Consider the following 22,434-nt stretch of genomic DNA (forward strand, 5'->3'; position numbering starts at 1 on the left):
GAGAATTCGCCACGAAACGGAACGTATGGGATAGCCGAGAGGCACGCAATCACGCCATGCGGTGAACTCTTCACTCCAGGTGAACGGCGTCCTCGGCGGACCCGGGACCGTGAGTGAGCCCGCTCACGGCTGCCGGTAACGTTCCGCCAATGAGCACGCTGAATCTCGACGACTTCTCCGATCTGATCGAGCGGCCGGACGGCGGCGTGCGCCGCGACGCCGAGGAACGCCGGGCCCGGCTCGTCGTTCCGCAGGGCTCGCTCGGACGCCTCGACGAGCTGGGCGAGTGGCTGGCCCCCGCCCAGGCAGCGGTCCCCGTACGCCCCCTCACCCGGCCCCGGTTGCTGCTGTTCGCGGGCGACCACGGGGTGGCCTCGCTCGGCGTCTCGCGGCGGCCCGCGGGCGGCGCCGAACAGCTCGTACGGGCGGTCCTGGACGGCGAGAGCCCGGCGGCGGTGCTCGCCGCGCGGCTGGGCGTCCCGGTACGGATCGTCGACCTGGCGCTGGACTGCGAGCCGGAGTCGCTGCCCGCCGAGGTGGTGAGCCACCGGATCCGGCGCGGCAGCGGGCGGATCGACATCGAGGACGCGCTCACCGCCGAGGAGGCCGAGGCCGCCTTCCGCGCCGGGATGGCGCTGGCCGACGAGGAGGCCGACTCCGGCACCGACCTGGTCGTCCTCGGCGACATCAGCGTGGGCGGCACCACCGCCGCCGCGGTCCTCATCGCCGCCCTGTGCGGCACCGACGCCTCGGTGGTCACCGGGCGCGGCGGCGAACCGATCGACGACCTGGCCTGGATGCGCAAGTGCGCGGCGGTGCGCGACGCGCTGCGCCGGGCCCGCCCCGTCCTCGGCGACCAGCTCGAACTGCTCGCGGCCGTCGGCGGCGCCGACCTCACCGCGATGACCGGCTTCCTGCTGCAGAGCGCGGTACGGCACACCCCGGTACTCCTCGACGGCGTGGTCTCCGCGGCCTGCGCCCTGGTCGCGCAGCGGGTGGCCTTCCGCGCCCCCGACTGGTGGCTGGCCGGCCACGACAGCGGCGAGCCCGGGCAGGCCAAGGCCTTCGACCGGATGGCGGTCGAGCCCCTGGTCGACCACGGCGTCCGGGTCGGCGAGGGCGCCGGCGCCCTGCTCGCCCTCCCGCTGGTCCAGGCCGCCGCCGCCCTGCTCGGCGAACTCCCGGAGCGCCCCCGGCCGACCCACGCGGAGCCGGAAGCCTGAGGAGCGGCAAGGCGGCGGGCGGTCGGCCGGGAGTGACCGGGTGCGCGCGCCCGCCGCCCCTCTTCCCCGTCGACCGCCGTCGCGTCTGCCCCTGAGCACTGCCGTGTCCGCCCCTGAGCGCCACGGCGCCTCTCCCCTGTCGGTCTGCGCGCCTGCCCCTGAGCGCTACGGCGCCTCCGCCCCGTCGGCCTGCGCGCCTGTCCTCCCCATGGACCGGCGCCCTCGCCCCTCCGGCCCGCCGCCGGATCCCCCCGCCCCGCCACTGCTCAGCGCGGCCGTCGGGCGATAGCCTCGGCCGATGGCCGAAAGTGCACCGCCGTCCGGTTCCCCGGACGAACCAGAGGGCCCCGGGGCCCGTCCCGCCTCCCCGCGTCCGCGGGATTCCGGTTCGGTACCGCGGAGCGGCCCGGCACCCGGCAAAGAAGACCACCGGAGGCAGCGGACCGGCACCGGCGAGGATTCCGCTCACCCGCCGTCCGGCCCGGCACCGCGGGACGCGGCCGAGCGGACCGGCACCGGCCGGGACATCCCGGCGGCCCAGGACACCGGCCCCGCCGCCGCCAACACTCCTGCCCCCGGCCCGAGTTCACCGGCGGAAGGCACCGAGGGCCTCGCGGACGAGCCACGGCCCGCGCCCCCCGGCGGGGCCGCGCCGCCCCCGGGACCCGGCGCCGCCGACCCGGGCGGCGCCTCCGCTTCCCCTCCCCCCGAGGACGCCCCCGTCGGCTCCGGCAGCTCCGCGGAGGCCGCCGTCAGCGTCGAGGACAGCCTCCGCTTCGCCTTCGGGACGCTGACCGTGCTGCCGGTCGGGGCGGTGCGCTGGGACCGGGCGGCGGCGCGCGGCGGGATGCTCTGGGCGCCGCTGGTCGGGCTCGCCGTGGGGGTGGCCGCCGCCCTGGTGGGCGGGCTGCTGCTCCTGCTCGGCACGGGGGCCCTGCTCGCCGCCGTCGCGAGCGTGGCCGTACCGGCGGTGCTCACCCGGGGACTGCACCTCGACGGGCTCGCCGACACCGCCGACGGACTCGGCAGCGCCAAGCCCGCCCCCGCCGCCCTGCGCCTCATGAAGCAGTCGGACATCGGCCCCTTCGGGGTGCTCACCCTCGTACTCGTCCTCCTCGCCCAAGTCGCCGTCCTGGCACGGCTGTACGGGGACTCCTGGGCGCAGGGCGCGCTCGCCGCGGCGGTCTCCGGGACGGTGGCGCGGCTGGCCATGACGCTGGCCGCGCGGGAGGGGGTGCCCGCGGCCCGGGCGGAGGGTCTGGGCGCCGTGGTGGCCTCGGTGGCGCCCGCGCGTACCGCGCTCTTCGTCGCCGGGGGTGTCTTCGTGGCCGCGGCCGGGGCCGGGGTGCTCTCCGGCGGGGGCGGTGCGCTGCGCTGCGCGCTGGCCGTGGTGGTGGGCTGCGCCGCCGCCGAACTCCTGCTGCGCCGCTGCCTGGTGCGCTTCGGCGGGGTGACCGGGGACGTCTTCGGCGGCCTCGCCGAGACCGCCGGGACCGCCTCGCTCGTGGTGCTCGCGCTGGGCTCCGGCTGAGCCCGACGGGCCGGGGCGTGATCCGCCGGGCGCCTCCCGGGGCCGGGGCGGTGCCCGGCGGCCCCGGCCACCGGCGAACACCGGCCACTTCACGGAGCGTAGGCTCCTTACCGGCACCCTTCCGGTCAGACCGGATGAGTGCGCGCGAGAACCCGACCGCAGCGACGCGGCGGGGTGCCGCGGGCACTCATCCGTCCTCCGTGCCCGGTCCCCTGTCAGGGCGGCCCGCGCACGGGCCTCGGCTCCCCGGCGGCTCCGGCCCCGGAGCCCCACCCGGGGACGCTCTAGGCTTCCGGACGGGTCCGGCCGACCCCACAGCCTCGGCCAGGAACTTCACAAGGGAGATCTCACTACCGTGACTGCTCTGACTCTCAGTACCGCCGCCGCAGCAGGGCTGCGCGCGGACGCCCTCGTGGTCGGCGTCGCCAAGGGTCCCAAGGGCCCCGTGCTCGCGACCGGCGCCGAGGCCGTCGACAAGGCCTACGACGGCAGGCTCGCCGCCACCCTGGAGACCCTCGGGGCGAGCGGCGCCGAGGGCGAGGTGACCAAACTGCCCGCCCCCTCCGGCTTCAAGGCCCCGGTGGTCCTGGCGGTCGGGCTCGGCGCGGTGCCCGAGAAGGACGAGGACCACAGCCTGGAGTCGCTGCGCCGCGCCGCCGGGGTGGCCGCCCGGGCGCTCGCCGGGGCGAAGAAGGCCGCCTTCGCGCTGCCGCTGACCGGCGCCGAGGACATCGTCGCGGTGGGCGAGGGCGCCCTGCTCGGCGCGTACTCCTTCGACACGTACAAGGCCAGCGCCAAGGACCCGAAGACCGCGAAGGCCCCGCTCGGCGAGGTCACCCTGCTCGGCGCCAAGCCGCGCGACAAGGCGCACAAGGCGGCCGTCGAGCGCGCGCTGGCCGTCAGCGAGGAGCTGAACCGGGCCCGCGACCTGATCAACACCCCGCCGAACGACCTGAATCCGGAGGCCTTCGCCGCGCTCGCCGCCACGGCCGCCAAGGAGCACGGGCTCAAGATCCAGGTGCTCGACGAGAAGGCGCTGACCAAGGGCGGCTACGGCGGCATCCTCGGCGTCGGCGCGGGCTCCGCCTCCCCGCCCCGCCTGGTGAAGCTGTCGTACACGCACGGCAAGGCCAAGAAGCACCTCGCCTTCGTCGGCAAGGGCATCACGTACGACTCGGGCGGCATCTCACTGAAGCCGGCCGGGCACAACGAGACGATGAAGTGCGACATGAGCGGCGCCGCCGCGGTGTTCGCCGCGGTCGTCGCCGCCGCCCGCCTCGGCCTGGAGGTCAACATCACCGGCTGGCTCGCCCTGGCCGAGAACATGCCCTCCGGCAGCGCCACCCGCCCCGGCGACGTGCTGCGGATGTACAGCGGCAAGACCGTCGAGGTCCTCAACACCGATGCCGAGGGCCGCCTGGTGCTCGCCGACGCGATCGCCAAGGCCAGCGAGGACAAGCCGGACGCGATCGTCGACGTGGCGACCCTGACCGGCGCCATGATGCTCGCGCTCGGCCTGCGCACCTTCGGGATCATGGCCAACGACGAGGCGCTGCGCACCACCGTGCACGAGCTGGCCGAGGAGGCGGGCGAGCCCTCCTGGCCGATGCCGCTGCCCGGGCACCTGCGCAAGGGCATGGACACCCAGACCGCGGACATCGCGAACATGGGCGAGCGGGCGGGCGGCGGCCTGGTCGCCGGTCTGTTCCTGCAGGAGTTCGTCGGCGAGGGCATCAGCTGGGCGCACCTGGACATCGCGGGCCCGGCCTTCAACGAGTCGGCGCCCTTCGGCTACACCCCCAAGGGCGGCACCGGCACCGCGGTGCGCACCCTGGTGGCGCTCGCCGAGCACACCGCCGCCGGCGACCTGGGCTGAGGCGCCGCCCGCTCCGGGGCCGGACCACCGCGTCCGGCCCCGGCGGGCGGGCACCCGGCAGCGATCCTGACGGCCACCCCGGCAGTGATCCGGCACACACCCCGCGCACGACGAGGGGATTAAGCCCTGGACGAAATCCGCTCTGGCACGCACGCCGATGACCCGGCGGGACACCGTACGTACCGTGTCCCGGGCCGGGCCCGCCGTCCCGGCAGTCGGCGACAAGTGCAAAGATGGGTTCTCGGCAGGACAGGGCCCCACCACAGGGCCGAAGAAGAGCGGCCGAACACCAGCCGAGCGCCCGGCACCACCCCGCGCAGTCGGGGCCCGGGACTACGGCGCACATGCATGGAGGACGTGACGTGGCGAACGACGCCGGCACCGTTTTCGACCTAGTGATCCTCGGCGGTGGCAGCGGCGGGTACGCCGCGGCCCTGCGTGGCGCCCAGCTCGGGCTCGACGTCGCCCTCATCGAGAAGGGCAAGGTCGGCGGCACCTGCCTGCACAACGGATGCATCCCCACCAAGGCCCTGCTGCACGCCGGTGAGATCGCCGACCAGGCGCGCGAGGCGGACCAGTTCGGTGTCAAGGCCACCTTCGAGGGCATCGACATCAAGGCCGTCCACAAGTACAAGGACGATGTCATCGCGGGCCTGTACAAGGGCCTGCAGGGACTCATCGCCTCCCGCAAGGTCCACTACATCGAGGGCGAGGGACGCCTGTCCTCGCCGACCTCGGTGGACGTGAACGGCCAGCGCATACAGGGCCGCCACGTGCTGCTCGCCACCGGCTCGGTCCCGAAGTCCCTGCCGGGCCTGGAGATCGACGGCAACCGGATCATCTCCTCGGACCACGCGCTGACCCTGGACCGGGTGCCGCAGTCCGCGATCATCCTCGGCGGCGGCGTCATCGGCGTCGAGTTCGCCTCGGCGTGGAAGTCCTTCGGCACCGAGGTCACCGTGATCGAGGGCCTCAAGCACCTGGTGCCCGCCGAGGACGAGAACAGCTCCAAGCTCCTGGAGCGCGCCTTCCGCAAGCGCGGCATCAAGTTCAACCTGGGCACCTTCTTCGAGAAGGCCGAGTACACCGAGGACGGCGTCCGCGTCACCCTCGCCGACGGCAAGACCTTCGAGGCGGAGGTGCTGCTCGTCGCCATCGGCCGCGGCCCCGTCTCCCAGGGCCTCGGCTACGAGGAGGCCGGTGTCGCCCTGGACCGCGGCTACGTCGTGGTCGACGAGTACATGCGCACCAACGTCCCGACCGTCTCGGCGGTGGGCGACCTGGTCCCCACCCTCCAGCTGGCCCACGTCGGCTTCGCCGAGGGCATCCTGGTCGCCGAGCGCCTCGCGGGCCTCACCCCGGTCCCGATCGACTACGACGGCGTGCCCCGGGTGACGTACTGCCACCCCGAGGTCGCCTCCGTCGGCATCACCGAGGCCAAGGCCAAGGAGGTCTACGGCGCGGACAAGGTCGTCGCGCTCAAGTACAGCCTCGCGGGCAACGGCCGCAGCAAGATCCTGAAGACCGCGGGCGAGATCAAGCTCGTCCAGGTCAAGGACGGCGCCGTGGTCGGCGTCCACATGGTGGGCGACCGCATGGGCGAGCAGGTCGGCGAGGCCCAGCTGATCTACAACTGGGAGGCCCTGCCCACCGAGGTGGCGCAGCTGATCCACGCCCACCCGACGCAGAATGAAGCCCTCGGCGAGGCGCACCTCGCGCTGGCCGGGAAGCCGCTGCACGCGCACGACTGATCCGGCGGCCCGGACGGCCGGCGCCGCCAGGGCCGGTCCGGACCGGACACGACGACCACAGACTTCCGCACTGAAAGAGGAGCAACCGAAACCATGGCGGTTTCCGTAACCCTTCCGGCGCTCGGCGAGAGCGTCACCGAGGGCACAGTCACCCGCTGGCTGAAGGCCGAGGGCGAGCGCGTCGAGCAGGACGAGCCGTTGCTGGAGGTCTCGACCGACAAGGTCGACACCGAGATCCCCTCGCCGGCCGCGGGCACCCTGTCCTCCATCAAGGTCGCCGAGGACGAGACCGTCGAGGTCGGCGCCGAACTGGCCCTCATCGACGACGGCTCCGGCGCGCCCGCCGAGGACTCCGCCCCGGCCGCCGAACAGGCCCCGGCCGAGGAACCCGAGCAGCCCGCCGAGGCCCCGCAGGCCGAGCAGTCGGAGCCCGCCGAGGAGGCCCCGCGGCAGGAGGCCTCCGGCGGCGGCTCCGCCGAGGGCACCGACGTGACCCTGCCGGCGCTCGGCGAGTCCGTCACCGAGGGCACCGTGACCCGCTGGCTCAAGCAGGTCGGCGACAGCGTCGAGGCGGACGAGCCGCTGCTGGAGGTGTCCACCGACAAGGTCGACACCGAGATCCCGGCCCCGGTCGCTGGCACCCTCCTCGAGATCACCGTGAACGAGGACGAGACCGCCGAGGTCGGCGCCAAGCTCGCGGTGATCGGTGCCGAGGGCGCCGCCCCGGCCGCCCCGAAGCAGGAGGCTCCCAAGCAGGAGGCGGCTCCCGCCCCCGCGCAGGAGGCCCCGGCCGAGGAGAAGCCCGCCCCGGCTCCGGCCGCCGAGAAGCCGGCTCCGGCTCCCGAGAAGCCCGCTCCCGCCCCGGCCCGGCCCGCGGCCCCGGCACCCGCCCCGGCCGCGCAGGCTCCGGCGGCTCCGGCCCCGGCGCGCTCCGCCGGTGACGAGGGCGCGTACGTCACCCCGCTGGTGCGCAAGCTCGCCGCCGAGAACGGTGTCGACCTGGGCGCGGTCAAGGGCACCGGCGTCGGTGGCCGCATCCGCAAGCAGGACGTGCTCGCCGCGGCCGAGGCCGCCAGGAGCGCCGCTCCGGCTCCGGCCGCCGCCGCCCCGTCCGCGCCGAGGACCCCGGCCCTGGAGACCTCTCCGCTGCGCGGCCAGACGGTCAAGATGACCCGGATGCGCAAGGTCATCGGCGACAACATGATGAAGGCGCTGCACGAGCAGGCCCAGCTGACCTCGGTCGTCGAGGTCGACATCACCAAGCTGATGAAGCTGCGCGGCCGGGCCAAGGACTCCTTCGCCGCCCGCGAGGGCGTCAAGCTGTCCCCGATGCCCTTCTTCGTGAAGGCCGCCGCCCAGGCGCTGAAGGCCTACCCGGTCGTCAACGCCCGGATCAACGAGTCCGAGGGCACCGTCACCTACTTCGACTCCGAGAACATCGGGATCGCGGTGGACTCCGAGAAGGGCCTGATGACCCCGGTCATCAAGCGGGCCGGCGACCTCAACCTCGCCGGTATCGCCAAGGCCACCGCGGAGCTGGCGGGCAAGGTCCGCGGCAGCAAGATCACCCCGGACGAGCTCTCCGGGGCGACCTTCACCATCTCCAACACCGGTTCGCGCGGCGCCCTGTTCGACACGATCATCGTGCCGCCGGGCCAGGTGGCGATCCTGGGCATCGGCGCCACCGTGCGCCGCCCGGTCGTGGTGGACCACCCCGACCTCGGCGAGACCATCGCGATCCGCGACATGACCTACGTCGCGCTCTCCTACGACCACCGTCTGGTGGACGGCGCCGACGCCGCCCGCTACCTGACGGCCGTCAAGGCGATCCTGGAAGCAGGAGAGTTCGAGGTCGAGCTGGGGCTCTGAGCCCACGGCAGCGGTGACGGGCGTGTAAGGCTCGTCTCACCTGCGCAAAGCGCCCCCGTCCGGAGTCTTCCGTACGGGGGCGCCGCCGTATTGTCTAGGAGTCACCGCAAGCATTCACCGCTCCCGGCGGCCGCCCGTCCGGGAGCGCCACTCCGAGCCGCAGCCGCGGCAGAAGGAGCAGCCGTCATGACCGCGACTGTCGTCACCTCCCTGCGCGAACAGATCCGCGAGCACATCGTCGACGGCATCGTCAGCGGGCGCTGGAAGCCGGGCGAGCGGATCGTGGAGCGCCGTATCGCGACCGAGCTGGAGGTCAGCCAGACGCCCGTACGCGAGGCGCTGCGGGAGCTGGAGTCGCTGCGGCTGATCGAGTCGGCGCCGAACAAGGGCGTACGGGTGCGCAATCTGACCGCGGCCGACCTGGAGGAGAGCTATCCGGTGCGGGCGGGCCTGGAGCAGATCGCGGCCGAGCTGGCCGCCCCGCGGCTCGCCGAGGACTGCTCCGTACTGGAACCGCATGTGGACGCCCTCTACCGCGCCGACCGGGAGAACGACGGCACCGCGCAGGTGCGGCACACCGTCGCCTTCCACCGGGAACTGGTGCGCGCGGCCCGCAACAGCGTCCTGCTGCACACCTGGGAGGGGCTGGGCATCGAGGTGTTCACGGCCCTGTCGATCCGCTGGCTGGGCACCGTGCAGCAGTCCTACGCCGAGGAGCACGAGGCCTTGGTGGACGCCTTCCGCGGCCGGGATCCGCGGATAGCCGAGCTGGTGAAGGCCCATGTCCTGGGGTGCGCTCCGCGCAGCGCCTGAGGCGCCGGGCGGGTCCCGCTCACTCCCCCGCGGCCCCGCTCATCCGTGCTCCGACCTGCGAGAACACCCGTATTTTCTGGCACTCGGTGCCCTCTTTCGCGACACTCCATGCCGACTTTCGCCGGTGGCGGCAGATTTTGCCCGGGAAACTTTGATCGATCATCGATCGGATGCTTAGAGTCGGATCCGGCTGTCCCCGACCGGGGCGCCTTCGCCCTGTCCTGCCAAAGACCTGGGCACCCCCACCCCCTTTCGACCGGAAGGCGGCGTCGTGACCGACACCATCCGCATCCCGCGCAGCGAGCTGGACCAGCTCCCGGACCGCGACCCGGAGGAGACCGCCGAGTGGCAGGCCTCCCTGGACGCCGTCACCGAGGCGGCAGGGCCGCACCGCGCCGCGTACCTGATGCGCCGCACGCTGGAGCGTGCCGAGGGCGCCGGTCTCGCGCTGCCGAAGCTCCTGGAGACGGAGTACGTCAACACCATCCCGACCGGCGCCGAGCCCGCGATCGAGGGCGACGAGGCGCTGGAGCGCCGGATCACCGCCTGGAACCGCTGGAACGCGGCGGCCATGGTCACCCGCGGCGCGCAGTACGGCGTCGGCGGCCACATCGCCACCTTCGCCTCGGCGGCCTGGCTCTACGAGACCGGCTTCAACCACTTCTTCAAGGGCAAGGAGGGCGGCAACGGCTCCGGCGACCAGCTCTACATCCAGGGCCACGCCTCCCCCGGCATCTACGCCCGCGCCTTCCTGGACGGCCGCCTCACCGAGACCCACCTCGACAACTTCCGCCGGGAGGCGGGCGGCGAGGGCCTGCCCTCCTACCCGCACCCGCGGCGGCTGCCCTGGCTGTGGGAGTTCCCCACGGTCTCCATGGGCCTCGGCCCGCTCTCCGCGATCTACCAGGCGCGCTTCAACCGCTATCTGACCAGCCGCGGCATCAAGGACGTCGCCGACTCGCACGTCTGGGCCTTCCTCGGCGACGGCGAGATGGACGAGCCGGAGTCGACCGCGGCCCTCGCGCTCGCCGCCCGCGAGGGTCTGGACAACCTGACCTTCGTGATCAACTGCAACCTCCAGCGCCTCGACGGCCCGGTGCGCGCCAACTTCAAGATCGTGCAGGAGCTGGAGGCCCAGTTCCGCGGCGCGGGCTGGAATGTCGTCAAATCGCTCTGGGGATCCGCCTGGGACGAGCTGCTGCGCCTGGACACCACCGGCGCCCTGGTCCGCCGCCTGCGCGAGGTGCCGGACGCCCAGGTGCAGACGTACCAGACCCGGGACGCCGCCTATATCCGGCAGGACTTCTTCGGCGCCGAGCCCGCGCTCGCCGAGCTGGCGAAGCTGCTGAGCGACGACAAGATCCTGGAGTGCTTCCACTTCTCCCGCGGCGGCCACGAGCCCCGCAAGGTCTACGCGGCCTACCGCGCGGCGCTCGCCCACCAGGGCGCGCCGACCGTGATCCTCGCCCAGACGGTCAAGGGCCACACCCTCGGCACCGGCTTCGCCTCGAAGAACGCCAACCACCAGATGAAGAAGCTGACGGTGGACGAGTTCAAGACGATGCGGGACGTCCTCGAACTCCCCATCCCGGACAGCGCCTTCGCCGACGGCCGGGTCCCCTACGGCCACCCGGGCACCGAGGCGCCGGAGGTCCGCTACCTCCAGGAGCGCCGCGCCGCGCTCGGCGGCCCGGCCCCGGCCCGCCGCACCCACCCCGTGCCCGCGCTGCCCGCCCCCGCCGAGAAGACCTTCGCCGCCTTCGACAAGGGCTCCGGCAGCCAGTCGGTGGCGACCACGATGGCCCTCGTACGGCTGCTCAAGGACCTGGTCCGCGACAAGGAGTCCGGCCGCCGCTGGGTGCCGATCGTCCCGGACGAGGCCCGCACCTTCGGCATGGAGTCGCTCTTCCCCTCGCTCGGCATCTACTCGCCCAAGGGGCAGACGTACGAGCCGGTCGACCGCGACCAGCTGATGTACTACCGCGAGGCCACCGAGGGGCAGATCCTCAACGAGGGCATCACCGAGGCCGGTTCGATGGCGGACTTCATCGCCGCCTCGACCTCGTACGCCACGCACGGCGAGCCGATGATCCCCTTCTACATCTTCTACTCGATGTTCGGCTGGCAGCGGACCGCCGACCAGATGTGGCAGCTCGGCGACCAGCTCGGCCGCGGCTTCCTCGTCGGCGCCACCGCGGGCCGCACCACCCTGACCGGCGAGGGCCTCCAGCACGCCGACGGCCACTCCCCGGTGATCGCGGCCACCAACCCGGCGGCGCTCAGCTACGACCCGGCCTTCGCCTACGAGGTCGCCGCGATCGTCAAGGACGGACTGCGCCGGATGTACGGCGAGGCCGCCCCCGGCGAGGACAGGGACGTCTTCTACTACCTCACCGTCTACAACGAGCCGCTGCCCCAGCCGGCCCGCCCCGAGGGCGTGGGCGAGGGCATCCTGCGCGGCCTGTACCGCTTCAACACCGCCCAGTCGGCGGGCCTGATGGTCCCGGAGAACGCGCCCCGCATCCAGCTGCTCGGCTCGGGCACCGCGATCCACTGGGCCCTGACGGCGCAGCGGCTGCTCGCCGAGGAGTGGGGCGTGGCCGCGGACGTCTGGTCGGCGACCTCCTGGAGCGAGCTGCGCCGCGACGCCCTGGAGGCCGACGAGGCCCTGCTGCGCGGCGAGGTCCGGGTGCCCTACGTCCGGCAGGCCCTGGAGGGCGCGCCCGGTCCGGTGCTCGCGGTCAGCGACTACATGCGGCAGGTGCCGGACCAGATCGCGCAGTGGGTCGAGCAGGACTACAGCTCGCTCGGCGCGGACGGCTTCGGCCTCTCCGACACCCGGGAGGCGGCCCGCCGCCACTTCGGCGTGGACGCGGAGTCGATCGTCGCGGCGGCGCTGGCGCAGCTGGCCCGCGGCGGCGAGGTCCGCGCGAGCGCGGTGAAGGAAGCCCGCGAGCGGTACGGCCTGTAACCGCACGCCCGCGCCGGAGGGGCCGTCCCGTAGGGGGGCGGCCCCTCCGCCTGCGCGCGGCCCGGTCGGGGCCGCGGCTCAGGCGTGCTCGGGGACCTCGTCCTTGAGGGAGGAGCGGATCTGCTGCCGCAGGTCGAGGCTGTCGGCGTGCTGGTGCACGGAGACGGCGTGCTCGGTGGCGGCGCGGACCACTTCCTCCTCCTCACCGGAGATGGTGAGCGTGCATCCCGATTCACTGGGGAAGTCCCGGCAGTCCACTACTTTCCGCATGACACACCTCTTCGGCTCGACTGGCCTTCCTCCCTTTTCAGGCTATACCTGCCTGATTCACGCAAAGGGTGCCGCCGTGTACTCCCGCCGCACCGGGCAGCTCACATGACTAGCGCGGTTCCGAGTGCGCCGCCCCTCGCCAGGCACGATGCTGGACCCGTGATGGACGAGACGGAGTTCTGGGAGATCGTGGACCGCACGCGCGAGGCCGCGGGGGGCGATCCCGAGGAGCACGCCGACCTCCTCGTCGACCGGCTGCTCGGCCTGGACCCGGACGCCGTCCTCGACTTCGCCCGCCACTTCGAGTCCCGCTACCACCGCGCCTACCGCTGGGATCTGTGGGGCGCGGCCTGGGTGCTGCTCGACGGGGTGAGCGACGACGCCTTCGACTTCTTCCGCTGCTGGCTCATCGGCCAGGGCCGGGAGGTCTTCGAGGGCGCCCTGCACGACCCGGACTCCCTCGCCGACCTCCTCGACACCTTCGACGAGGAGACCGACGGCGACGGCGAGGACCTCGGCTACGCCGCCGACGAGGCCTACGAGCAGCTCACCGGCACCGTCGCCCCCGACCTCGGACTCCCGGCCGCCCCCGAGGAGCCGGAGGGCACCGCCCTCGACTTCGAGGACGACGCGGTGCTCGCCGCCCGCTACCCGCGCCTGTGGGAGCGCTTCAGTGGCTGAGGCCTCCGGGCCCGGTCGGCGGGGCCGGGCGCAGGCCCCGTCCCGCGACGGCGAGGCTCAGGCCCCCGGGCCCCCTCCCGCCCCCGTCTCCGCATCGGTGTCATAGGCGTAGAACCGGGTGTGGTCCAGCATGTCCGCGGGGGTCACATCGCCCCAGGGCCGCATCGGCTCCTCCAGGCTGACGACATCCCGGGTGGGCCGCCGCGGCAGATAGCCGGAGTCGGGGTGCAGGCGCTGCCAGTCGGCCCAGAGCTTGTCGACGAAGCAGTGGTGCAGCCAGAAGACCGGGTCGTTCGGCGAGGCACCGGTCGCCATGTGCCCGTCCACCCACTGGTGGACCCGGTTGTGCAGATTGACCCCGCGCCAGCCCTCCAGCTGGTTGCGGAAGCCCTCCGCGCGGCTGTGCCAGGGGGACTGGTCGTAGGTGGACAGGGCCAGTACGGAGTCCAGCTCGGCCCGGGTCGGCAGCCGTACGCCGCCGCCGGCCCCGAGCGAGCGGCGCAGGAAGTCCCGCGAGTCGACCCGGACGCTGATCCGCCATCGGCCGCCGCCGCGCGCGAAGGGGCCCGTCGTCACCTGGCCGTCGGCGGCCCGCCCGGTGCCGCCGAGGAAGTCCCCGGTCCACGGCGCCGCCTCGGGGTCCTGGTCCATCGTCCAGTCCCAGTAGGGGAGTTCGACCGTGTCGTCGATGCCCCGCAGCTCCTCCTCGAAGTCCAGGAGGAAGCGGCGGTGCCAGGGCAGGAAGGACGGGCCGCGGTGCGCCACGCGCGGCCCGTCGTCGGTGTCGCTCATCACGAACTCCTGGTGCGTGCGCACGAAACGGTCGTAGCGGCCACGGCGTTTGAGGGCGAGTACGGCCTCGACGAAGTTCTGCTTCTCGGCGTCGGTCAGCGTCGCCTGGTTCTTGCGCATGGTGCGTCTTTCCTGTCCTCGGCGGGGGTCAAGGGAGCGGTATGAGGGCGGCGCCGTCGAGCGCGTCGACGGCACCGCGGGCGAGGGCGCGGAGGTCGTCGTAGGTCTGGTAGTGGTTGACGACGCTGATCCAGCTGCCGTCGGCGTTCCGCATGAGGTGCAGGTCCCTGCCGTCGACGAGGACCCGCGCGCCGCCGCCGTGCCGGTCGTGGCCGTGGCCGCCGGAGCGGTGGTGCCCGTCGCCGCCGGGCCCGTGGTGGGTCACCGGTTCCGTCCAGCCCTGGATGCGGCGGCCCCGGTACACCTCGTCGAAGCGCATCGGCCCGTCGGGCGCCGCCCGCCCGGCCGGTCCGTTCTCCGGCAGCGCGGCCAGGGCCGGCGGGGTCGCGGCGGCCAGACCGGCGAGGGCGAGGCCCGAACCGATCAGCATCCGGCGCCTGTTGGGGTGGGCGGCGTGCCGTCCCGCGTGATGTCCGTCCATGTGGTGGTTCCTCATCCCTTTCGCAGACACGTCGTCAGCGATGCCATGATCGAAAGGGGAACCTGAGGCTTTGATGAGGAGACGGCCCCCGCGCCCGTGGGACCCGCCACCCGCCCGGCCCGTGACACCGGTCACCCGCCCCGCCGGTGGCGGCGAGGGCTCGCTCCCCGCCCGCCCCGACCGGGAAAGGGGCGGGAACTCGCCGTACGCGACGGCCTGTTAGTCGGCCCCCGCGCGGCCCGGATGCGCGAGGATGCCCTCATGCGCATCGCGGTCGCCGGCTCGTCCGGACTCATCGGCACGGCACTCGTACGTTCCCTGAACAGCGAAGGACACGAGGTGGTCCGGCTGGTCAGGCGGGACCCCAGAGCGGGCAACGAGGTCCGCTGGGACCCCGCGGCCGGACGGCTCGAAGCGGCCGGACTGGCGGGCTGCGAGGCGGTGGTGAACCTCGCCGGTGCCGGGGTGGGCGACCACCGCTGGACGCCGGAGTACAAGCAGCGGATCCACGACAGCCGGGTGGACAGCACCGCCACCCTGGCCACGGCCCTCGCCGCGCTCTCCCCCGGCGAACGCCCCCGGGTCCTCGTCAACGGCAGCGCCATCGGCTACTACGGGGACACCGGCGCCCGCATCGTCAACGAGGACTCCCCGGCGGGCGAGGGCTTCCTGCCGGAGCTGTGCGTGGAGTGGGAGGGCGCCGCGGCACCGGCCGCGGAGGCGGGCGTACGGACCGTGTTCGCCCGCACCGGCCTGGTGGTCTCGCGCGAGGGCGGCGCCTGGCAGCGGCTGATCCCGCTCTTCCGCGCCGGGCTCGGCGGCCGGATGGGCAACGGCCGCCAGTTCTGGAGCTTCATCTCCCTGCACGACGAGGTCGCGGCCCTGCGCCACCTCATCGACGAGGAGAGCCTCACGGGCCCGGTGAACCTCACCGCCCCGCACCCGGTGACCAACGCCGAGGCCACCCGGGCGATGAGCCGGGTCCTGCGGCGGCCCGCGCTCCTTCCCGCCCCGGCCCCGGCCCTGCGACTCGTCCTCGGCGAGATGGCCGGCGACGTCCTCGGCGGCTCCCGCGTCCTGCCCACCCGGCTCAACGACTCCGGCTTCCGCTTCGCCTTCCCGCACATCGAGGAGGCGATCCGGGCGGCGCTGGACTGAGGATTGAGGGTCGCGGGATCAGGCCGGCCCCGCCCTGGACTGTCGGCCTTCGGCCTTCGCCCTGGACCGAGGGTCCCGGGGCCGGACCGGTCGGCCGCCACCCCCGCTCCGGGCGACGCGCACAACGGCCCCCGCCGGAAGGCAGGGGCCTCGCGCTTGTCCGGGAGCGGCTACCGCTCCAGCTCCTCCTGCTTCAGGGCGAGGCCCAGACCGAAGAACGTCGGCGCCCACTCCCCTACGAAGATGCCCCACCGGTCGGCGCGGTCCACTCCGGCGGACTCGCCCTTCATGGACCCCGCCCACGACAGGAACGACAGACCGACGGACACCACCGCCGCCGTGTAGGCGTGCTCGCTGCGCAGGCCCAGCTCGTACAGTTTCTTGATCATGCGGACTCCTCGGCTGCTGCCGGAGACGTGCAGGACCCTCCCCACACTCCGCCCCGTCCGGCGGCACGACCAGGCAGTCCCCGCCGAACGAGTGAGCGGCTTCCGGGCGGGGCACCTCTCGCACGGGCGGGGTCGTCCACCGCGCCAGAGGCGCCGCGAGCGGGAACCTCGCGAGGAGCGACCGGGGTCGAGTGCGTCGCCCCCTGGCCGGACCCGGTGCGCCTCGCCACAGCCCGAGTCCGACGCCGCAGCCCGCAGTCGGACCGCCACGGCCCGACGCCCCGTCGCCACCGGCCGGATTTCGGCGGTACCGGCTCGGAGCCCCGCCCCCACAGGGGGGCGCGCAGCAGGATTGACACGCCCCCGCGCACCTCAGTGCGAGCCCCCTGTGCCACCGTGCCCGGTCGGTGCGCGACCCCCGGTGCGGGGCGGCTGTCCTTACCCTCATGGCCGGACCCGGGTATCGGGCTGACCCGTTGGGGGCATGAGGTTCCCACCAGCCGCCCGGCGTCAGGGAGGGGCACGTGCGAGAGCCGTCGGATCGTGCGGATGTCGTCGTCGTGGGAGCCGGGATGGCCGGACTCAGCGCCGCCCACCGGCTGACCTCCGCGGGCTTACGGGTCCGGGTCCTGGAGGCCGCTCCCGAGGTGGGCGGGCGGATGTCCACCGAACTCCTCGACGGCTTCCGGCTCGACCGGCTCGGGCAGCTGCTGTGCGCCTCGTACCCGGAGCTGCACCGTAACCCGGCGCTCGCGGAACTCATGCTGCGCCCCTTCGCGCCGGGGGTCCTGCTGCACAGCGGCGGCCGCCACCACCGGGCCGGGGACTTCGCGGGGGTGCGCGGCGGGCGGGGCGCGCTGTCCACCGCGCGCGCCCTCGCGCCCCGGGTGCCGCGCCCGCGGCTGCCGGGGGCGGCCTTCTCGCCCGCGGGCGGGCCGCTCGGGCAGGCCCGGCTCGGCGCCGCCCTCGCCCGGCTCGCGGCGACCGGGGTCCCGGAGCTGCTCGCCCGGCCGGAGGCACCCGCCGCCGAGGCGCTGCGGGCACGCGGACTGCCGCCGAAGACCATCGAGGGCTTCGTCCGCCCGCTGCTCGCCGCGCTCCTCGGCGACCCGGACCTCGGCACCTCCAGCCGGGCGGCCGACCTCGCCCTGTACGCCTTCGCGCGCGGCCCGCTCTGCCTGCCCGAGGGGGGCGCCGCCGAACTGCCCCGGCTGCTCGCCGCCGCCCTGCCGCCCGGCACCGTACGGACCTCGGTACGGGTCACCTCGGTCTCGGCGGACCGGGTCGGCACCGCCGAACACGGGCGGCTGCGCTGTCGCGGCGTCCTGGTGGCCACCGGCGCGCGCAGCGCCGCCGCGCTCCTGCCGGGGCTGCGCACGCCCGGCTTCCATCCGCTGACGGTGGTCCACCACACCGCCGATACGGCCCCGCCGACCGGGCCCGCGCTGCTGCTCGACGCGGACCGGCGGGGCCCCGTGGCGCACACCGCGGTGGTCAGCGAGGTCGACCCCAGCCGCGCCCCGGCGGGCCGCCCGCTGATCTCCTCGACCGTGCTCGGCACCCCGCCGGACCGCACCTCGAAGGACCTCGACGCCGCGGTACGCAGGCATCTCGCCCTGCTGTACGGCACCTCCACCGCCCGCTGGGAACTCCTCGCCGTGCACCACACCCCCGACGCCGTCCCCGCGATGCCGCCGCCGCACGACCTGCGCCGGGCGGTACGGCTGCTCGCGGGGCTCTACGTCTGCGGCGACCACCGCGACACCGGCACCGTGCAGGGCGCGCTGCACTCCGGCCGCCGCGCGGCCCGGGCGATCCTTGGCGACCTGGGCGTCCAGCCGGTCGCCGCCGAGGAGCCGATGCCCGCGATCGCCTGAACCGCCCGCGGGCACCGGGCAGTTCGGCCGCGCCACCACGGCGGCCCGGCGCCGCGGCGGGCCTCAACCCGGCGCCGTGGCCGCTTCCGGGGCCGCCTCAGCCCGGTGCCGTGGTGCTGTCCCAACCGGTGCCGTGGGGCCACGTCTGCCCGGCACCGCGGCCACTTCAGCCCGGCACCTCGGCCACCTGAGCCCGGCACCGCAGCCGCCTCGGCCCGGCGCCTCCGCCCGCGTCGACGCAGCACCTCCGCCCGCCTCAGCCCAGCGCCGCCACCCGGTCCCGGTATCCCCGTACCGGAGGAGCGTCGCGGAAGGGCTCCAGCCTGCGTTCGAACTCCCGGACGTACTCCACTGCGCGGACCGAGCGCATGTCGGCGGCCTGGTGGGCGGCCTCCGCGCCGAGGGCGCAGGCCTGGTCCAGCTCGCCGAGGCCGAGCCGGGCGGAGGCGAGGACGACCCGGCAGAAGAGGCGGCTGCGGGCGAAGCCGGGGGCGTGCAGGTCCAGGGAGCGTTCCGCGTGCAGCGCGGAGGTGCGGAACTGCTGGAGGTCCCGGTGGCAGTGCGCGAACTCGTCAGCCAGCTGGCCCTCGTCGAACATCCGCGCCCAGTACGGGACTTCGTCGCCCTGCTTGGCCGAGGACAGCGCGTGCTCGGCGCGCACCAGGCTCGCCGCGCAGGCCCGGCTCTCGCCGAGCACCCCGTGCGCCCGGGCCTCCGCCGCGTGCAGCAGGGCCTGGACCAGCGGCGGCACCGAGGACCCGATGCCCTGCTGCGCGACCCGGGCGAGCTGCACGGCCTCCCGCCCGTGGCCGAGGTAGACCGCCTGCCTGCTCATGGTGACGAGTACGTAGGCGCCGTACGCCCGGTCGCCCGCCGCCTGGGCGAGCCGCAGGGCCTGGACGAAGTACCGCTGGGCGAGGCCGTGGGCGGCGATGTCGTAGGAGGTCCAGCCCGCGAGGCGGGTGAGGTCGGCGACGGCGCCGAAGAGCCGGCGGCCGGTCTGCTCGCCGTAGCTGCCGCGCAGCATCGGCTCCGCCTCGTGCTCCAGGTAGCGCACCAGGGCCTGCCGCGCGTGGCCGCCGCCGTAGGCGTGGTCGAGGGTGCGGAAGAGCTCGCCGACGGAGCGCAGGGCGGCCACGTCGCCGCTGGTGACCCGCTGGCCCGGGCCGCGCTCGGGACCGCCGCGGGGCCGGGGCACGGGAGCTCTGCTGCCCTGCGCCGGGACCCGGGGGGTCTGCTCGCCGCGGGCCACCCGGTCGTCGGGGCGGCCGATCAGCCAGTCCCGGCTGGGCACCACGAGGCCTGCCGGGGAGAAGGCGATCTTGCGCAGCTCGGCATGGCTGCCGGAGTCCTTGCGCCACAGACCGCCGACGATCTCCACGGCCTCCTCGGGGGTGCCCGCGAACTCCAGGCCCGCGTAGACGGGGGAGCCCGCGTCCAGGCCGAGGTCCTGGGCGGTGAGCCGGCGGCCGAGGCGGCGGGTGAACACCTCGGCGATCAGGGCCGGGGTGGTGCCGCGGGGCTGCTGTCCGCGCAGCCAGCGGGTGACCGAGGTCTTGTCGTACCGCAGGTCGAGTCCGTGCTCCAGGCCGAGCTGGGCGACCCGGCGGGCCAGGCCCGCGTTGGAGAATCCGGCCTCGGCGATGAGCGCGGCGAGCCGTCGGTTCTGCGGTCGCTGCGGGGGTTGTTCCGTCATCAGCTGTGCGGTCTCCTGCCTTCCGGGCCGGGGGGTGTCACGAGTAGGGCCTGCCCGGCGGGACCGGGTCGATCCGTGGGAGGCGCGCGGCGCGACCACCGGGCCGGGAGCGGCCGCGGCACGGTCGGCACCGCGGCCTCGCGAACGGCGCGAATGTAACGCTGCGCAATTTCCGCCCCGCCACTTTCGCCCCTTCTTCATCCGTTCGTGTGAGGAATGCCCCGAGTTCTGACGCGGCGGCCCGGGTCGTACAGTGGCGGGGGCGCTCCTTCGTACACCGGGGCGGGCGAGGTTTCGAGGAAGAGGACACTGCGGTGAACGAACTGCGATTCGTCCGGATGGGCTTCGGTGCCGAGTCCGTCGGCTACCCCGAGGCGCTCGCCGAGCAGCGGCGGGTGCACGCCCTGCGGGCGGCCGACGAGATACCGGACACCTGCCTCCTCCTCGAGCACCCGGCCGTCTACACGGCGGGCAGGCTCACCAAGGACGACGAGCGGCCCTTCGACGGCACCCCGGTCATCGACGTGGACCGCGGCGGCAAGATCACCTGGCACGGCCCCGGCCAGCTGGTGGGCTATCCGATCACCAGGCTGCCGAACACCCGCGACGTCATCGGCCATGTGCGCCGCCTGGAGGAGGCGCTCATCCGCACCTGCACCGAGCTGGGGCTTCAGACCAGCCGGGTGGAGGGCCGCAGCGGGGTGTGGGTGCTCGGCGAGACCCGGCCCGCCCCGGCGCCCGGACCCGGCACCGGCGGCCTCGCCCTGGACCTCGCGCCCGGCCTCGACCGGCCGGTCCGCGCCACCTCCGAGTACAACCCGCGGCTCAACGGCCCGGAGTACGCCCCCTCCAACGCGGGCCAGCGCGGCGAGGACCGCAAGGTGGCCGCCATCGGGATCCGGGTGGCGCGGGGCGTGACCATGCACGGCTTCGCGCTGAACGTGAACCCGGACAACACCTTCTTCGACCGGATCGTGCCCTGCGGCATCCGCGACGCGGGCGTCACCTCGCTGGCGAACGAACTCGGCCGCGACATCACCCTGGCCGAGGTCCTGCCACTGGTGGAGAAGCACCTGGCCGAGGTACTCGACCCCGCCGCGCTGCGGGCCGCCGCCGGAGCGGATCCGGTGGCCACCACCGCCCCCTGAGCCACGGGCGGCGGAATGAACCCGCGCTGGCAGAGGTTGGCCGGGTGAGAAGACCGCATAATCACGGGCGTACCCTTGGGGTGCACCGAGGAATCCAAGCCACATCAGGCCGAGCAAGGCGCCGGGAACCGGCGTGGAAGCCCACGAAGCTACAGGGAGCCGCAGTGTCCGCAGTCTCACCCGACGGACGCAAGATGCTGCGCCTGGAGGTCCGCAACAGCCAGACCCCCATCGAGCGCAAGCCCGAGTGGATCAAGACACGGGCGAAGATGGGCCCCGAGTACACCGCGATGCAGAAACTCGTGAAGAGCGAGGGCCTGCACACGGTCTGCCAGGAGGCGGGCTGCCCCAATATCTACGAGTGCTGGGAAGACCGCGAGGCGACCTTCCTGATCGGCGGCGACCAGTGCACCCGGCGCTGCGACTTCTGCCAGATCGACACCGGCAGGCCCGAGGCCCTGGACCGCGACGAACCGCGCCGGGTGGGCGAGTCCGTGGTCACCATGGACCTGAACTACGCCACCATCACCGGCGTCGCCCGCGACGACCTCGAGGACGGCGGCGCCTGGCTGTACGCGGAGACGGTGCGCCAGATCCACGCCCAGACCGCGGAGCGCGCGAGCGGCCGCACCAAGGTGGAGCTGCTGGCCCCCGACTTCAACGCGGTGCCCGAGCAGCTGGCCGAGGTCTTCTCCTCCCGCCCCGAGGTCTTCGCCCACAATGTCGAGACCGTCCCGCGCATCTTCAAGCGCATCCGCCCCGGCTTCCGCTACGAGCGCTCCCTCGACGTGATCACCAAGGCCCGCGAGTACGGCCTGGTCACCAAGTCGAACCTGATCCTCGGCATGGGCGAGGAGCGCGCCGAGATCAGCGAGGCGCTGCGCCAGCTGCACGAGGCCGGCTGCGAGCTGATCACCATCACCCAGTACCTGCGCCCGAGCGTGCGGCACCACCCCGTCGAGCGCTGGGTGAAGCCCGCGGAGTTCGTCGAGCTGAAGGACGAGGCCGAGCAGATCGGCTTCTCCGGCGTCATGTCGGGCCCGCTGGTCCGCTCCTCGTACCGCGCGGGCCGCCTCTACCAGATGGCCGTGGAGAAGCGGGGCTCGTACGTGGCCTCGCAGGCGGTCTGACCGAGAGCCGATCGCAGGGTCGGACCGAGGGGCGCAGCGCGCGGAAGCGACCGGCGCCCCGACTCCGCCCTCAGGACCAATTGCCGTGCCCGGCGCGCCCGTTGAGGCCGCCGGGCACGCGTCTGTCCGGGCCTCGGCTCGTGTGAAACCGAGCACAAGAAGCTACCGCTCAGTAGTCACGCCACCCGACCGGCCGCGCGCATCGCCGCAGCTGGGACGACCACCGCCCGCTCCCCCACCCCTCCACCTGGGCGAACCGCCCGCTTTTCAGGCTTCATTGGCGTTTGACCGCCGGGTCACACACTGGTAACAACAATGAGTGACTCTGCTTCTACGTCGCGTGCACCCTCCGTCACCGCCGCGTCGGCTCATCGCCGTGTCACCCACCGCCACCACCGAGGGGATCCCCGACATGCAGGCCGCGCCCGTCCGCGCCCACGCCATCCCGACCGTCACCGACGCGCTGCGCGCCGTCGAATCGCTCCTGATGGGGGGCGGCCAGCGCACCGCCCGCCGCAACGCCTGGACCTCCGTACTGGAGGACCGCCGCCGCGCCAAGGACCGCGTCGAGGCCCAGCGCGTCCTGGACGCCGCGGTCTCCGCCCGCACCTCCTGAGAAGCCCCGTACGGGACCCTTCGGGACCGCCCGGCCCGGTGC

18 protein-coding genes are annotated in these 22,434 nt (G+C 74.0%); 13 read left to right on the plus strand and 5 right to left on the minus strand.

The features are described 5' to 3' along the window. Window positions 1-149: 149 nt before the first annotated feature. The 7 genes from cobT (at window position 150) to aceE (ending at window position 12,034) form a co-directional block, all read left to right on the plus strand. Window positions 150-1,223, plus strand: a complete 1,074-nt coding sequence (gene cobT, locus HFV08_RS09650) for a nicotinate-nucleotide--dimethylbenzimidazole phosphoribosyltransferase (protein ID WP_168537827.1) — start codon at window positions 150-152, stop codon at window positions 1,221-1,223. A gap of 790 nt (window positions 1,224-2,013) precedes the next feature. Beyond that, complete coding sequence (locus tag HFV08_RS31510; RefSeq protein ID WP_246341641.1) at window positions 2,014-2,754, plus strand: adenosylcobinamide-GDP ribazoletransferase; 741 nt, start codon at window positions 2,014-2,016, stop codon at window positions 2,752-2,754. Between the two features lie 355 nt (window positions 2,755-3,109). After that, window positions 3,110-4,630, plus strand: coding sequence for a leucyl aminopeptidase (locus HFV08_RS09660; protein WP_168537831.1), 1,521 nt, complete (start codon window positions 3,110-3,112; stop codon window positions 4,628-4,630). 362 nt (window positions 4,631-4,992) lie between these two features. After that, window positions 4,993-6,381, plus strand: coding sequence for a dihydrolipoyl dehydrogenase (lpdA, locus tag HFV08_RS09665; protein WP_168537833.1), 1,389 nt, complete (start codon window positions 4,993-4,995; stop codon window positions 6,379-6,381). A gap of 93 nt (window positions 6,382-6,474) precedes the next feature. Next, window positions 6,475-8,250 (plus strand): 2-oxoglutarate dehydrogenase, E2 component, dihydrolipoamide succinyltransferase, encoded by a 1,776-nt coding sequence (sucB, locus tag HFV08_RS09670; RefSeq protein ID WP_168537835.1) that lies wholly within the window; start codon window positions 6,475-6,477, stop codon window positions 8,248-8,250. 186 nt (window positions 8,251-8,436) lie between these two features. Further along, window positions 8,437-9,063, plus strand: coding sequence for a GntR family transcriptional regulator (locus tag HFV08_RS09675; protein WP_168537837.1), 627 nt, complete (start codon window positions 8,437-8,439; stop codon window positions 9,061-9,063). A 271-nt stretch (window positions 9,064-9,334) separates the two neighbouring features. Continuing rightward, complete coding sequence (gene aceE / locus HFV08_RS09680) at window positions 9,335-12,034, plus strand: pyruvate dehydrogenase (acetyl-transferring), homodimeric type (RefSeq protein WP_168537839.1); 2,700 nt, start codon at window positions 9,335-9,337, stop codon at window positions 12,032-12,034. A gap of 78 nt (window positions 12,035-12,112) precedes the next feature. Here aceE and HFV08_RS09685 read toward each other — a convergent pair whose 3' ends face one another. After that, window positions 12,113-12,304, minus strand: a complete 192-nt coding sequence (locus tag HFV08_RS09685; protein ID WP_040254241.1) for a DUF1059 domain-containing protein — start codon at window positions 12,302-12,304, stop codon at window positions 12,113-12,115. Between the two features lie 162 nt (window positions 12,305-12,466). On the opposite strand from HFV08_RS09685, the gene HFV08_RS09690 reads away from it, so the two are divergent. Continuing rightward, entirely contained in the window at window positions 12,467-12,985 is a 519-nt protein-coding gene (locus tag HFV08_RS09690) for a DUF4240 domain-containing protein (RefSeq protein ID WP_168537939.1), read from the plus strand. A 57-nt stretch (window positions 12,986-13,042) separates the two neighbouring features. On the opposite strand, the gene melC2 is transcribed toward HFV08_RS09690, so the two are convergent. Together melC2 and HFV08_RS09700 are read right to left on the minus strand one after the other, a co-directional pair. Continuing rightward, window positions 13,043-13,897, minus strand: a complete 855-nt coding sequence (gene melC2 / locus HFV08_RS09695; protein ID WP_168537841.1) for a tyrosinase MelC2 — start codon at window positions 13,895-13,897, stop codon at window positions 13,043-13,045. Window positions 13,898-13,925: 28 nt separating this feature from the next. After that, entirely contained in the window at window positions 13,926-14,378 is a 453-nt protein-coding gene (locus HFV08_RS09700) for a tyrosinase family oxidase copper chaperone (RefSeq protein ID WP_168537843.1), read from the minus strand. A gap of 261 nt (window positions 14,379-14,639) precedes the next feature. Between HFV08_RS09700 and HFV08_RS09705 the strand changes: the two genes are divergently transcribed. Next, on the plus strand, window positions 14,640-15,536 hold the full coding sequence (locus HFV08_RS09705) for a TIGR01777 family oxidoreductase (protein WP_246341608.1): 897 nt from the start codon (window positions 14,640-14,642) through the stop codon (window positions 15,534-15,536). Window positions 15,537-15,706: 170 nt separating this feature from the next. On the opposite strand, the gene HFV08_RS09710 is transcribed toward HFV08_RS09705, so the two are convergent. Continuing rightward, window positions 15,707-15,925 (minus strand): hypothetical protein, encoded by a 219-nt coding sequence (locus HFV08_RS09710; RefSeq protein ID WP_040254237.1) that lies wholly within the window; start codon window positions 15,923-15,925, stop codon window positions 15,707-15,709. Window positions 15,926-16,449: 524 nt separating this feature from the next. Between HFV08_RS09710 and HFV08_RS09715 the strand changes: the two genes are divergently transcribed. After that, window positions 16,450-17,802: an NAD(P)/FAD-dependent oxidoreductase gene (locus HFV08_RS09715; RefSeq protein ID WP_168537847.1), complete on the plus strand. Its 1,353-nt coding sequence runs from the start codon at window positions 16,450-16,452 to the stop codon at window positions 17,800-17,802. A 256-nt stretch (window positions 17,803-18,058) separates the two neighbouring features. Here HFV08_RS09715 and HFV08_RS09720 read toward each other — a convergent pair whose 3' ends face one another. Further along, window positions 18,059-19,498 (minus strand): NsdA family TPR-like regulatory protein, encoded by a 1,440-nt coding sequence (locus HFV08_RS09720; RefSeq protein ID WP_040254233.1) that lies wholly within the window; start codon window positions 19,496-19,498, stop codon window positions 18,059-18,061. A gap of 314 nt (window positions 19,499-19,812) precedes the next feature. On the opposite strand from HFV08_RS09720, the gene lipB reads away from it, so the two are divergent. The 3 genes from lipB to HFV08_RS09735 all read left to right on the plus strand — a co-directional run bounded on the left by lipB (window position 19,813) and on the right by HFV08_RS09735 (window position 22,392). Further along, window positions 19,813-20,646, plus strand: a complete 834-nt coding sequence (gene lipB, locus HFV08_RS09725) for a lipoyl(octanoyl) transferase LipB (protein WP_168537849.1) — start codon at window positions 19,813-19,815, stop codon at window positions 20,644-20,646. A gap of 164 nt (window positions 20,647-20,810) precedes the next feature. Next, on the plus strand, window positions 20,811-21,776 hold the full coding sequence (gene lipA, locus HFV08_RS09730) for a lipoyl synthase (protein WP_168537851.1): 966 nt from the start codon (window positions 20,811-20,813) through the stop codon (window positions 21,774-21,776). Window positions 21,777-22,188: 412 nt separating this feature from the next. Further along, a complete protein-coding gene (locus tag HFV08_RS09735; protein ID WP_168537941.1) occupies window positions 22,189-22,392 on the plus strand; it encodes an SCO2195 family GlnR-regulated protein in 204 nt (67 codons plus the stop codon). Window positions 22,393-22,434: the final 42 nt, after the last annotated feature.

This window comes from Streptomyces physcomitrii (assembly GCF_012273655.1).
Lineage (GTDB): Bacteria > Actinomycetota > Actinomycetes > Streptomycetales > Streptomycetaceae > Streptomyces > Streptomyces physcomitrii.